Genomic DNA, 13335 nt, shown 5'->3' on the forward strand with positions numbered 1-13335 from the left:
AAAAGTCAATGGACGTAAATTGCTTTTATATCGATAAATGTGACTTTCCTGGGGGGCCCCAACAAAAGAAAAACCTGAGGCCGCAGGCCCCAGGTCCCTAACTTCAATAACTTAACGTCTCCAAACCGCGTCATTCCAACGAAGTTCATTCCGGAACTGAAGTGGTGACGTGTTTTTATTGATAATAACAACTTCAATGCCAGCTAGCTCTGCCCAATCCACAAGCTGCTCTGTACTTACTGTGTATGAGAATACAGTATGATGAGCGCCCCCTGCATAAATCCAAGCTTCTGCTGAATCGTTCAACGAAGGTTGTGGCTTCCACAATACGCGAGCTACAGGCAGCTTCGGCATTTCTTTTAGGGGTTGAACCGCATCTACTTCGTTAATCAACAAACGGAAGCGGTTGCCCATATCGATGAGCGAAGCATTCAAAGCTGAGCCTGAAGCACCGTCAAAAACGAGACGAGCTGGATCCGCTTTGCCGCCAATACCCAGCGGGTGAACTTCAATTTTGGGACGTGTCGCTGCAATCGTCGGACAAATTTCAAGCATGTGTGCGCCCAGCACAAGCTCATTGCCTGGCTCCATGTGATACGTATAGTCCTCCATGAAGGACGTCCCCTTATTGTTCGCGATGATCTTCATTACACGCAGCAATGACGCTGTTTTCCAATCACCTTCACCGCCAAATCCGTAACCTTGTTCCATCAACCGTTGAACCGCTAGACCTGGCAATTGCTTCAGACCGTGCAAATCCTCAAATGTCGTCGTAAACGCACCGAAGCCGCCTTCTTGCAGGAAGCCTTTCATACCAAGCTCAATGCGTGCTTGCTCCCGAATCGCTTCACGAATAGGTCCTGCTGTTCGCCCTTCAGGTGTAATATCGTATAGCTCATTATATTCATCCATGAGTTGATCGACTTCAGCTTCTGATATATCCCCAACACGCTGAACGAGATCTCCCACACCGTACCCATTGATAGACCAGCCGAATTTAATTTGCGCTTCCACTTTATCGCCTTCCGTTACGGCAACATGGCGCATATTGTCACCAAAACGAGCAACCTTCAAGCTGCGCCCTTCGATGAAGGCCACCGAAGTCCGCATCCAACCTGCGATACGTGCAAGAACAGCAGGATCTTCCCAGTAACCAACGACCACTTTACGAGAAATACCCATGCGTGCTCCAATGAAACCATACTCACGATCACCGTGGGCAGCTTGATTCAAGTTCATAAAATCCATATCAATCGTTTCCCATGGGATATCGCGATTGAATTGTGTGTGTAAGTGAAGCAGCGGCTTGCGGTATTCCGAAAGACCGGCAATCCACATTTTTGCTGGAGAAAACGTATGCATCCACGTGATAATACCCGCACAGGAATCATCGGCATTCGCATCTAGACACAGTCTACGAATCGCATCTGGTGTCGTTAAAACAGGTTTGAATACGAGCTTGCTAGGAATGATTTCCGCACGATCAATACCTGCTGTGATCTGCTTGGAATGTTCATCTACTTGAAGCAATGTTTCAGGTCCGTACAAGTGTTGACTTCCGGTAACAAACCAGAATACTTTTTCAGAAAAAGGGTTCATGAGCTATATGCCTCCTAGGAATGTAATGAATAATGGCAAATTGGATTCTTTATTACTAGGGAACTACTGACGTGCTTCCTCGCGAATCGAGCGAAGTCGTTTCATGACATCATTGTCACCGCGACCAAAATAGTCATGCAATTTGCTATACTCTTGGTATAGCTTCTCGTATACAGCCACATTCTCAGCAATCGGCTTAAATGTTTCTTTACGAACACGAGCCATTTGCTTCGCGGCATCCACGATACTGTCATAACCGCCTTTGCCTGCACCTGCTGCCACTGCTCCAAACATCGCAGCTCCTAGGGCTGGTGTTTGTTTGGAATCGGCAATCTTAATTTCACGATTTGTAACATCCGCATAAATTTGCATCAAAAGACGATTCTTCTGCGGCAAACCGCCACAAGCGTACAGCTCCTCAACTTCAACCCCGTTGCTATGGAAAGCATCCACGATTTTTCGAGTGCCGAAAGCTGTTGCTTCCAATAATGTCCGATAGATCTCTTCTGGCTTTGTAAGCAAGGAATACCCTAGAATAAGTCCATTTAACTCCGTATCTACAAGTACCGAACGGTTTCCATTCCACCAATCCAGGGCGAGTAAGCCTGTTTCGCCTGGTTTGTAAGCGGATGCACGACGTTCCAACCATTCATGTACGTTGATGCCTTCTTCGGCTGCAGCCTTTTCCACATACGCTGGAACGCCCTGCTCCACATACCAAGCGAAAATATCACCAACCGCTGATTGCCCTGCTTCATAGCCTAAGTAGCCGGGAATGATACCGTCTTCTACGACGCCACACATGCCTTCTACTTCTTTCTCTTCCGTTCCCAGCAGCATGTGACAAATGGACGTACCCATCGCCATTACGAGCTTGCCAGGTGTAACAACGCCAACGCCAGGTACCGCTGCATGCGCATCAACATTGCCCACAGCAATCGCGGTTCCTGCTGCTAGCCCCATACGTTCTGCCATGGCAGCCGTTAATTCCCCAGCTTTTGTGCCTAAGGCAACAACATCGCCGCGCAGCTTCGTTTCTGTCACATCTACAAGACGAGGATCCAACGCATTGAAGAAATCTTGGCTCGGATACCCATCTTGTTTGTGCCAAATCGATTTATAACCAGCCGTACAGCTGTTACGAACGATCTCTGATTGGCCCGTCATTTGAGAAACAACCCAGTCTGTCGCTTCTAAGAAACGATCGGTTTGGTCATAAATGTCCGGTGCTTCATTCAAAATCTGCCAAACCTTGGCGATCATCCATTCCGATGAAATCTTTCCGCCATAACGCGGTAGAAAGGCTTCCCCTCTGCTCGCAGCAATTTCATTAAGTAATGTCGCTTCATCCTGTGCGGCATGATGCTTCCAGAGCTTTACCCAGCTATGCGGGTTGGAAGAGAGCGTCGGTTGGAAGCACAGGGGTTGACCTTCTTTATCAATAGGAAGCATTGTACAAGCTGTGAAGTCAATCCCTAATCCGATAATGTCCACCGGATCTACACCTGATGCACGTACAACTGCCGGAACCGATTGCGTAAGGACATCCAAGTAATCTTGAGGATGCTGCAAAGCCCAGTCATACTCTAATTTCACACCGGAAACAGGTAGTTTCTCATCAATAACATTGTGTGGATACGGCGTAACGTGATCGGCAACCTCAGTACCATCACTCAAATCAACCAGAACTGCGCGCCCTGACTCTGTTCCATAATCAACGCCAATTGCATATTTCTTCGACATCGGGGGGCCTCCTTCAAAAGTGAACATGATTATTGGTTCTAGTATATCACTTGTACGTACAAGTTGGCTACCCTTATTTTTAGTTACCTGATACGAATTGTGGAGTCTCGGACGATTAATTCTGGCTTGTACACTTTTCCCGTCTCACTGCCGCTAACCCGTTTATTCTCAATCATATCAATTAAAATAGCTGCTGCATCGCTGCCTAACTCCGTTTTTGGGTGAGAAAGAGAGGTCAATTTCACCTCTGTAGCGGTAGCAAGATTGGAGTCATCAAATCCAACTAGTGAGACGTCTTGTGGTACCTGCAAGCCAATTGTACGTACAGCTTCCAAAAGATGAATAGCAAGCTCATCATTATAGCAAACGAATGCCGTTGGACGTTCTTCAACTTCAATGTGCTCCAGCATAGCAATCGCGCTCGTATATGGCTTTGATCGCTTTTCCTCAGTCGTATAATGAACTACATACTCTGGCAGTAATGGAATCTGGTAGTGATGATGAGCACGAATAAAGCCTTTTAAGCGATTTACACCTTGTAAATCATCCGTTTTAAAAAAGCCCGCTAACCGTCGATGCCCAAGCTCTATCAGATGCTCTGCCGCTTTAAAGCCTCCCTCTTCATCATCCACGATTAAAGAAGGACAGTTCATCTCCGGATATCGTTCGTTAATCATCAGATACGGAATATGCTGGTAGTCCAAAGACAAATAATAGCTAAGATTCGGATTGCCTTCCGCGCTCTTCGTCGGCTCAATAATAAGTCCGCTTAGCGGCTGACTCATCATCATATCTAAGCTTTCCCGCTCTTTTGCCTTATCGTTATCGGTAGAAGAGAGCAGCAATCTATAACCTCTTGCACGCAAGGTCGCCTCTGCCCCCCGCACAATATGCGGAAAAATATAATCTGAGATGTAGGTCGTCAGAATGCCGATTGTTTGTACATCGCGCGATTTTTGAGATTGCGGGGCGGAAACAAAGGTACCTTTACCTTGCATTCGGTAGAGCCGTCCTTCTTTCTCTAACTCGCCAAATGTCTGCCTTACCGTCTGTCGACTCATTTGAAATTGCTCGGCAATTTCATTTTCCGATGGCATTTGATCATTAGGTTTGAGCCTTCCCGTATGTAACCAGGATAAAATTTCCTGTTTTAATTGTTGATATTTTGGTAATTGCTTTTCTTTCATGCTTCACCTCAAGGCTTCGATTGTGAACGTATTATACCATCCGCCCAACTTGTATGTACATATTTGTATAAACCACATGGACAAGAAAAATGGCTGCTACTCACCTATTTTACTCATCAGTAATTTGATTTTGCTATCTGTATCTGATCCAATCGACGGTGTGTACACACTGCATCTCAAATCCGTACGTCCTTGCACCTGCAAAGTTGTTAGGTCAAACAGCATTTTCCCGACCTTGGCATGTCGAAATTCAATGAAAACTTCGGGTGCCGTGCTGACATCACTCTCATTCCACAATGCACGAAAATCCTTGCTGCGCTCACTTATTTCCTCAATAAATTCACTATACCAATTATCCCCCACGTATTGTCCGTAATAGGAACGAAACATGGCCAAAAATCCTTTTGCAAAGTCGCTCCAATTAACCGCGAGTGCTTTCAGTTCTTTCCGTGTAAAAAGCAGCCATATCATATTGCGCTCCCCCTCTGGGAGTTGAGCAAAATCAAGAAAAACCGCCGCAGCCGCTTGATTCCAGCCAACAATATGGCATCTTCGATCAGAAACAATCGTAGGACAATCGTGAAGTTCAGTCAAAATCCGATTCAGCGCCGGACTAATTGTCGGTATATTATCTATAAAAGTTGTTGGCGCAGGTTGCTCAAGGGCTAGCATGAACAAATACTGACGCTCATCCTCATTGAGCTGTAAAGCCAGTGCAATGCGATCTAAGACTTGTACGGACATCTTAATATCACGCCCCTGTTCTAACCAGGTGTACCAAGTCGTACTTACGCCAGCGATCGTAGCGACTTCTTCTCGACGTAATCCCGGCGTTCGTCGCCTGCTGCCACCAATCAACCCAACTTCTTGCGGCTGAATACGTGACCGATGTGCCACTAAAAAATTGGATAATTCTTGAAGCCTCTCCTTTGTGTTCATGCCAAGTTTCCTCCTCAGCCTATTATCATAGAAGCCATTATACCAGTATAAACGGTAACTTGTAATAGGATACACAGTATGACATTCTATGTAAAAAGGAGGACGACGCGATGAAACGTGTAGTTATTACAGGTATGGGAGTCATTACACCAATAGGAAATCAGGTAGATACGTTCTGGGGGAATTTGACGAAGGGGCAATCTGGCATTTCTAAAATAGAGCATTTCGACACATCCGATTACAAAACGAACTTCGCTGGCGTCGTTCATGATTTCGATGCCGAGGCTGCTGTAGGTCGGCGCGAGGTGCGCCGCATGGATCGGTACTGCCAATTCGCCGTAGCGGCAGCCAAACAAGCTATTGATGATGCAGGCCTTGTGATTGACGCTTCCAATGAGGAGCGCGTTGGCGTCTATATCGGTTCTGGCATTGGCGGTATTCAAACCATCTTGGACAACTATCGCACGCTGCTGTCCAGAGGGCCAAGCCGAGTCAGTCCAACCGTTGTTCCGATGATGATTGCCAATATGGCGGCAGCACAAGTTAGCATTTTATACGGTGCGAAAGGACCTTCCTTAGCACCAGTTACTGCATGCGCTACGGGCAACAACGCGATTGGCGAGGCTTTTAAGCTCATCCAGCGCGGAGGCGCAGATGCTGTGATTGCCGGCGGCGCTGAAGCGACGGTCACCGACCTCGCGCTCGCCGGCTTCGGCAATGCAACCGCGTTGTCGACGCGCTGTGACGCGCCGGAGCAGGCGAGTCGCCCGTTCGATGCGCAGCGCGACGGTTTCGTCCCCGCCGAAGGCGCCGGCGTGCTTGTGTTGGAGTCGCTCGAGCATGCGGAGCGACGTGGGGCCCGGATCCATGCCGAGATCGTCGGCTATGGATCCACCTCGGACGCCTACCACATCGTGGCGACCGATCCTGAAGGCTCGGGAGCTTACCGAGCCATGCGCGAAGCGCTGGTTGATGCGGGGATCGACGCATCGGAGATCAGCACCATCAACGCTCACGCGACAAGTACCATCGCGGGTGACCTCTCGGAGACGCTGGCGATCAAGCGTCTACTTGGACGCAGCGCTTACGACGTGCCGATCAGCGCGAACAAATCAATGATCGGCCACATGCTAGGCGCCGCCGGTGGTGTCGAGGCCGTCGCCCTGATCAAAACCTTACAGGACGGCCTCATCCCCCCCACCATCAACTTGGACAATCCAGATCCACAGTGTGATTTAGATTACGTGCCCCATGTAGCGCGGCGTGCGGAGCTTCAGTATGGACTCTCGAGCTCATTTGGCTTTGGTGGGCATAATGCAGTGTTGATTTTGAAGAAATTTGGGTAAACGTGAGGAACAGCCCAGCGCATTAATCTTCCACAAATTACAACTGACAAATTTGATTTTTTGTCAGTTGTAATTTGTCATCGCGCTGTGAGGAGAATCGTCATACACTTACCGGAAGTCCATCAATTCACTTTTCCATGAAGTAGAAAAATGACAAATTTCATTTTTTGTCAGTTGTAATTTGTCATCGTGCTTTATGGAGAATCGTAATACATTTACCGGAGGTACTCTAGGTCACTTTTCCGCAAAGTGTGTAATGACATTTTTCAATTAATGTCAGTTGTAATTTGTCATCGTGCTATAAGGAGAATCGTAATACATTTACCCGGGGTACTCTAGATTACTTTTCCGCAAAGTGTGTAATGACATTATTCAATTAAGGTCAGTTGTAATTTGTCATCGTGCTGTGAGGAGAAATGTAATACACTTACTTACCTAGGTACTCTAGATCACCTTTCCGCAAAGTGTGTAATGACATTTTTCAATTATTGTCAGTTGTAATTTGTCATCGTGCTATAAGGAGAATCGTAATACACTTGCCCGAGGTACTCTAGATTACTTTTCCGCAAAGTGTGTAATGACATTTTTCAATTATTGTCAGTTGTAATTTGTCAGTTGACTATTTTCTGCCAAGTTGAAACTTGCACGCGCAACAAAAAGAGGCTGTCCCAAAGCCATGAAATGGCAAGGGGCACCCTCTTCTTTTATTATTTAGTACTGTCTACTTCACTACGGTTTCACGCGCAGCGTTCACGAGCAGATCGAACCACTCATCTTCCTCAAGAAGCTCTTCTACTGCCTCGATGTCCTCTTCTTTGCCAGACTCACGCAAAAAGTGCAGTGCGTAGCTCCAATCATTTTTGCCTTTGGTGCTTTGAAGTGTGATTTCATAGGGGTGCTCGTGGCCCTCTACTTTAAATTCAACATGCCCAAGGTAGCCATCTTCTTTGCTGTATTCCATAGTCGCTTTTAAAATTTCAATCATGTTCAACATCCTTTTCTAATGTTTGTATCCATGTCCAGATCGCGTTCATGGTGGTTTGTAAATTGGTTGCATTTTGCCATATGTATGGATTGTGATCTCTAAAATAATCAGCATGACTCCCGATAATCGGAAGCATGCGTTGGTGAGTCGGTGCATGTTTTGCACGCTTCCAGCCGTAAATGCCAAGGCGTGTTCGACCCCAGCCTCCCCAAGTCCCGAGCCGCGATATCGGATCTCGAGATTGATTTTGCGGATTAGTAGCCTGTATGTACAACACTTTATGCTTGAGTGCTGCTGGAATAGATGACCTTGGGGATCCAATTTGGATTACCCCTAGGATATCATAGCCGAGACGTTCAAGCTCATCCGCAGCCAAAATCGAGGCTATGGCGCCAGCGCTATGCCCGATAAAAAGCAGTTTTTTTCCCTGTTCTTTCGTCGATAAGACGAACTGAAGCAAGCTTTTCCCACCATAAATGGATGACTTCCCATGGGCATTATGCCACATATCACGGATGATTTCCTGCAGTTGCCCCCGCTTCGGGCGATCCCAATCGCCATAAGGAAAGTGTACATAAACTCGCACACACTTGCCAGTTTGCTCATATCGCGAAGCAAGTTTAGCTGCAAAGTCGTCTAGAAAATTAGATGCCGTTGCAAATCCAGCTGAAACGTATATAACGATGTCTGCGGTATCAGCGTGAATACTCATTTCTTGCTTCGTTCCTTTCTCGGAATCATGAGTTTATGTTCTAGGTTTGGCACGATTCGTCGGAATCGCTGCCATCGGATCATCAGGCCAATAGTGCTTGGGGTAACGGCCTTTGAGATCTTTTTTCACCTCGAAGTAGGCTTCACGCCAAAAGCTCGCCAAATCTTTCGTCACCTGCATCGGCCTTTGTGCCGGTGATAACAAGTGCAAGGTTACTGGCACTCTCCCTTTGGCAATTCGCGGGGTATCTGCTAATCCAAACATTTCTTGCAAACGTACTGATAACGTTGGGGACTCCATATTGCTATAGTCAACCGGGATTCGCGAACCACTCGGCACTTGAATGTGGGTAGGAGCCCACTCGTCTAATGAACGGCGCTGCTCCCATGTTAGCATTCCCTCTAATAGGCTTGTCAAGTTAAGTCGGCTTATAGCCCCTTTGCTTTTTACGCCAAATAAATGTGGCCCAGCCCACTCTTCAAGGGTCGCAAGTAACGATTCATCGCGAAGGTCTGGCCAATTTTCTGTAAAACGGTGTAAAAATAGGCAACGTTCCTGAAGTTGACGTGCCGAGCGTGTCCAAGGAAGGACATCCAAGGATTCCGATCTTATCCCCTCCAGTAAAGCTTGTAGGATCAGATCTGGATTAGGCTCCTGAAGCGGTTTATCTTTGAGTGTAATCGCACCCAACTGCCATCGCTCTCTAGCCTTGACGGATCCTACCTCGCGATCCCACTCTACTATCTGCTCCTTACGGAAGCTAGCTTCAAAAGCAGTGAAAATCTCTTCCTCTTTCAGAGGAGCGGCCAAATAGATCCGGCTCTCAATGCCGTTATCGTCCAGCTCTGCTGCGACGATATACTGCTCATTTGAGAGCGGCTGCAGCTCCGGGAGCACGGCCCCGCGGCCGTTCGCGAGCGTAAACCGCCCCGCCGACCGCCGCTGCGCGACGCGGTCGGGGTAAGCGAAGGCGAGCAGCAAGCCGCTCGCCGCTGCAGTACTTACGCTCGGCCGTATGCCGAGCGACTGCATCAAGACCTTGGCCTCCGCTGCGATGCGGCGGCATAGGCCAAGATCCACACCCTCGCGCGCGTCGCCTCGCAGCGCGCGCCAGAGCTCTTCGATGCGGCTGCGCACATCCGCATCCCGCTCAGCTGCGCGCATGAAATCGCGCTCGCTGAGCATGACCGCGAGCTCGCACGCCAGCGCGCCGAGCTCAAGCGGAATGGCTTGCAGCACCATGTGCGCAAGCCGGGGGTGCAAGCCTAACGCCGCGACACACTTCCCGTGTGGCGTTAGGCTTCCGTTCTCGTGCAGCGCGTCTAGCTGCACGAGAAGTTCTCGCGCCTGCTGATACGCAGCAGCAGGCGGTGGGTCTAGCCAGACCAGCGCAGCGGGGTCTGGCGCGCCCCAGGCGGCAAGCTCCAGCGCCAGCGGAGCGAGATCTGCTTCGCGGATCTCGGGCGTAGAGCTCGGCGGGAGCTGCCGATGCTCGGTCTCGGTCCATAGGCGGTAACACACGCCTGGACCGAGACGCCCTGCCCGTCCTCTGCGCTGATCCGCAGAGGCAATCGATACCGGCACCGTCGTCAGACGAGTCATGCCGGTGCGGGGAGAGAAACGCGGCACACGCATGAGGCCGCTGTCGATCACAACCGTGATCCCTTCGACCGTTAAGCTGGTCTCCGCGATTGAGGTAGCAAGCACGACTTTGCGATGTCCTGGCATGTGGACAGCGGTCAGAGCTTGATCTTGATCCTCCAACGAAAGATTTGCATATAAAGGTGCTATATGCACAGCTTCTCCTAACCGTAATGCGGCAAGTCCGTTCGCAACCCGATGAATTTCTGCCGCTCCTGGAAGAAAAACCAGCACGCTTCCCGCATGCTCACGCAGTGCTTGCCCCACGCTTGCTATAACGGCATTCTCCAGTCTCCCTGCAACTTTCTGTGAAAGATAGTGCGTCTCAACCGGAAAAGTCCGCCCTTCACTCTCGATAATAGGCGCATCATCTAATAATGACGAAATTTCTTTCGCTTCCAACGTTGCGGACATCAGCAATATTCTCAAATCCTCACGAAGCAGCATTTGTGATTGCCGCGATAAGGCAAGTCCGATGTCGGCATGCAGGCTTCGCTCATGGAACTCATCGAAGATAACAATACCCACCCCCTCTAGGGCAGGATCATGTTGCAGCATGCGCGTTAGGACACCTTCTGTGATCACCTCAATACGCGTTTTGGGGCCAACGCGTGTCTCATTTTTCACCCGATATCCCACGGTCTGGCCGATTTCCTCACCTAGCAGCTTTGACATATACCGAGCAGCGGCGCGGGCTGCCAGTCTTCTTGGCTCCAGCATGAGAATTTTTTGCTCCTGAAGCCACTCGGCTTCCAGTAACGCTAACGGAACCTGTGTCGTTTTACCCGCACCAGGCTGAGCCACAACAATCGCACAAGTTCGTTCTTTTAATGTCGTTATAATTTGCGGAAGTACTGCGGTAATAGGTAACACATTCATGGGGTTCACTCCGAGCCTACCTTCTAATTAATACGATTGCATAATTATCCAATGATGGAAAGATCACGATTTGTTCAACTGTTTTCTGTTTGGAAACCTGTTCCTTCGCTTTTCAATCGTGTATACTAGAAGACAATCTAGTCACTAAAGGAGAAGTTTAACATGAATGTACATGAAGCGATTTCCAAACATTCGAATGCACAGCATCTGCATCTCGTGCGATTTGCTGAGCTAGATGCACAGCGAGAGCACGCCATTGATGCGGCTGTCGATTTGTGCAAACGCGGGCTGCCTTTTACCGTTGATTCGATCAACGCCATTACGGCCCAAATTATCGCCCATGCCCAAAAAGGTATTTCTCCACTCCGTTCCCTAGTTACTGAGGATATGGTCCGTGATTACGTAAACAAAGGGTAAGGAGATACATTTCCATGGGTGTACTAACTTTTATTTCAATGCTTATCATGGGATCCGCCTTCAGTGCTGGATTCTTGCTCTTGTTTAAGCAAAAAATTGCATGGGGAATCACCTGCATCGGTCTCTCCATCGTGTGTTACATCGCATATGTTTACATTGCGAATTCTTATTTCGTTTAAAAGCATCGCACGACAAGAACCGATCAGTTCACTGATTCGGTTCTTTTTCCTGCGCACGTCCTCATTTCCAACCTTGTTCGTCCAGCTTCTGAAAAAGAAGTTCAAAATAAGCCGCAGGATGAGGAACGACGTCCTTTAGCGAAACGGGCAACTCTACATCTATGTACTCGCCGTTCATTCCCCTTTTATAACCACTTGATGCAATTTGTGCACGATCACCGCTAACCAGTTGTTTAAAATCAGATACAGTCACAGCGAAGAGTCCGCTCACCTCATCAGGCTGCAGGACGTAGCTCCGCAGCGGTTGATCGCATCGATAGATAAATACATGACAAAACTCTCGATCCATCAGCTTGTCCGAAATCAGGTCCTCCTCCGCAAACATACCGCAGGGAATTAAATCCTCAAAAGCGACGGAGAGTCCTAACTCCTCCTCTAGCTCCCGAGTCCCCTCTTCAATGGTTTCACCTGCAGCAAGATGCCCTGCACTAGAAATATCCAATAAATCTGGGAATAGATCTTTGTCTGGGTGCCGTAACTGAAGCAGAAGCTTCGGTTCATTTTCTTCCAAGCTGACAATCCAGCATTGGAAAGTCTGATGCCATAGCCCCTTGGCATGAACCTCAGAGCGAGGCGCTACGCCAAGCCAATTCTTTTTCGCATCAAACACATCAAAAAACTCTTCCGACTTCTTCATTACAAATCCCCACTCCAATCTGGTTGTCACTTGTCACGCATATTAATGGAGGCCTATCTCCGTGTTAACTTCGTAACTTTCATTGCGTAAAGATCATCCTCTAGCACGGCCATGCGATCTCTTACACCCTTAAGTGCATCCTCGATAGCTTGGTTGTAAATGGGTGCCGCCAGCTGCTGAAGCATGTAATCAATCAATTGCTCTGCGGCAATTTGACCTACTGTTACCCCTAATTCCACATCCAAATGCTCCTGCAAATCGCTGATAAGCATGTCTTTTTCATCCTTGGGCAACTTTAGAACTTTCATAGGTTCGCACTCCTATTTTTCAAATAGTTGAAAATCAATCTCTTGAAAAGAGCTCACTTCTTTTAACCAGCGCTCAGCTACATATTGAGTATGTACAGGGTGAATATTATACGCGTCGTAAGCAGCTTGATTGGCAAAAACCATCGAAAACCCGTAATCATAATCCGCTTTCTGGCTCACTTGGCGAAGTACTTCAAATTGCTCAACACCAGGTATGGTCGCCAGTTCATCTGCACTGACATTAAGGAATTGCTCTGCATTCACGTTATTTTTACCAGCATGAAGCTTGAAAACCACCATATGTTTAATACTTGTCCTATTCATCCGTAACAACTCTCCTTTATTTTTCATCTTCGCTTATTATAACGGATTTTGGAGCTAGGAACTATATGGATGCCCGTTACTGCCTTCCTTTGGATATGAAGGGAATAAAATCCTGCCGAGATGCGCACATTAGCGGAGTACTGTAAATTAGAAAAGAAGGAAGTGCTCCTATGGAAAACAAGAACCATGAAGGCAACTATACGGGAACAACGAATATGAATGCAGAGAATCAAGATATGGCTTTCGTCAATGATACATTAGAAAATGCACCTAGCACGAGTACAGTTAATCTGGCCAAAGACGATATTAGTGAGGAAAATGAAGAGCATCAGCTGAACCAAAAATAGTCGTCTTCATTCGTTAAGAGCAGTCATCTCGT

Annotated in this window: 13 protein-coding genes; 3 read left to right on the forward strand and 10 right to left on the reverse strand. The window is 48.0% G+C overall.

Features of this window, described 5'->3' with window-relative positions:
• Positions 1–111: 111 nt before the first annotated feature.
• The 4 genes from araA to AC58QT_RS06195 form a co-directional block, all read right to left on the reverse strand.
• The gene (gene araA, locus AC58QT_RS06180; protein ID WP_497408197.1) at positions 112–1599 is read right to left on the reverse strand and encodes an L-arabinose isomerase; all 1488 of its coding nucleotides are present in this window, start codon (positions 1597–1599) and stop codon (positions 112–114) included.
• Between the two features lie 63 nt (positions 1600–1662).
• The gene (locus tag AC58QT_RS06185; protein WP_497408198.1) at positions 1663–3342 is read right to left on the reverse strand and encodes a ribulokinase; all 1680 of its coding nucleotides are present in this window, start codon (positions 3340–3342) and stop codon (positions 1663–1665) included.
• Positions 3343–3425: 83 nt separating this feature from the next.
• Entirely contained in the window at positions 3426–4529 is a 1104-nt protein-coding gene (locus tag AC58QT_RS06190) for a GntR family transcriptional regulator (RefSeq protein ID WP_497408199.1), read from the reverse strand.
• Between the two features lie 96 nt (positions 4530–4625).
• A complete protein-coding gene (locus AC58QT_RS06195; protein WP_497408200.1) occupies positions 4626–5468 on the reverse strand; it encodes a helix-turn-helix transcriptional regulator in 843 nt (280 codons plus the stop codon).
• Between the two features lie 110 nt (positions 5469–5578).
• Between AC58QT_RS06195 and fabF the strand changes: the two genes are divergently transcribed.
• Positions 5579–6814 (forward strand): beta-ketoacyl-ACP synthase II, encoded by a 1236-nt coding sequence (gene fabF, locus AC58QT_RS06200; RefSeq protein WP_497408201.1) that lies wholly within the window; start codon positions 5579–5581, stop codon positions 6812–6814.
• Positions 6815–7535: 721 nt separating this feature from the next.
• Here fabF and AC58QT_RS06205 read toward each other — a convergent pair.
• Genes AC58QT_RS06205 through hrpB form a run of 3 tightly spaced genes read right to left on the reverse strand, consistent with a single transcriptional unit; the run spans position 7536 to position 11031 of the window.
• Complete coding sequence (locus AC58QT_RS06205; protein WP_310224086.1) at positions 7536–7799, reverse strand: hypothetical protein; 264 nt, start codon at positions 7797–7799, stop codon at positions 7536–7538.
• The gene (locus tag AC58QT_RS06210; protein WP_497408202.1) at positions 7792–8511 is read right to left on the reverse strand and encodes a vWA domain-containing protein; all 720 of its coding nucleotides are present in this window, start codon (positions 8509–8511) and stop codon (positions 7792–7794) included. Before AC58QT_RS06210 ends, AC58QT_RS06205 begins: the two co-directional genes overlap by 8 nt.
• 33 nt (positions 8512–8544) lie before the next feature.
• On the reverse strand, positions 8545–11031 hold the full coding sequence (gene hrpB / locus AC58QT_RS06215) for an ATP-dependent helicase HrpB (protein ID WP_497408203.1): 2487 nt from the start codon (positions 11029–11031) through the stop codon (positions 8545–8547).
• 162 nt (positions 11032–11193) lie between these two features.
• Here hrpB and AC58QT_RS06220 point away from each other — a divergent pair, with 162 nt between their 5' ends.
• Complete coding sequence (locus AC58QT_RS06220) at positions 11194–11448, forward strand: YpbS family protein (RefSeq protein WP_497288871.1); 255 nt, start codon at positions 11194–11196, stop codon at positions 11446–11448.
• 240 nt (positions 11449–11688) lie between these two features.
• On the opposite strand, the gene AC58QT_RS06225 is transcribed toward AC58QT_RS06220, so the two are convergent.
• Genes AC58QT_RS06225 through AC58QT_RS06235 form a run of 3 tightly spaced genes read right to left on the reverse strand, consistent with a single transcriptional unit; the run spans position 11689 to position 12956 of the window.
• Complete coding sequence (locus AC58QT_RS06225; protein WP_497408204.1) at positions 11689–12324, reverse strand: NUDIX hydrolase; 636 nt, start codon at positions 12322–12324, stop codon at positions 11689–11691.
• Between the two features lie 53 nt (positions 12325–12377).
• Positions 12378–12632 carry a DUF2164 domain-containing protein gene (locus tag AC58QT_RS06230; RefSeq protein WP_310224081.1) on the reverse strand — a complete coding sequence of 85 codons (255 nt, stop codon included), beginning with the start codon at positions 12630–12632 and terminating at the stop codon, positions 12378–12380.
• A 12-nt stretch (positions 12633–12644) separates the two neighbouring features.
• Positions 12645–12956 (reverse strand): Dabb family protein, encoded by a 312-nt coding sequence (locus AC58QT_RS06235; RefSeq protein ID WP_497408205.1) that lies wholly within the window; start codon positions 12954–12956, stop codon positions 12645–12647.
• A gap of 170 nt (positions 12957–13126) precedes the next feature.
• On the opposite strand from AC58QT_RS06235, the gene AC58QT_RS06240 reads away from it, so the two are divergent.
• Positions 13127–13303: a hypothetical protein gene (locus AC58QT_RS06240; RefSeq protein WP_310224079.1), complete on the forward strand. Its 177-nt coding sequence runs from the start codon at positions 13127–13129 to the stop codon at positions 13301–13303.
• Positions 13304–13335: the final 32 nt, after the last annotated feature.

Source organism: Paenibacillus sp. J31R109 (assembly GCF_059692055.1).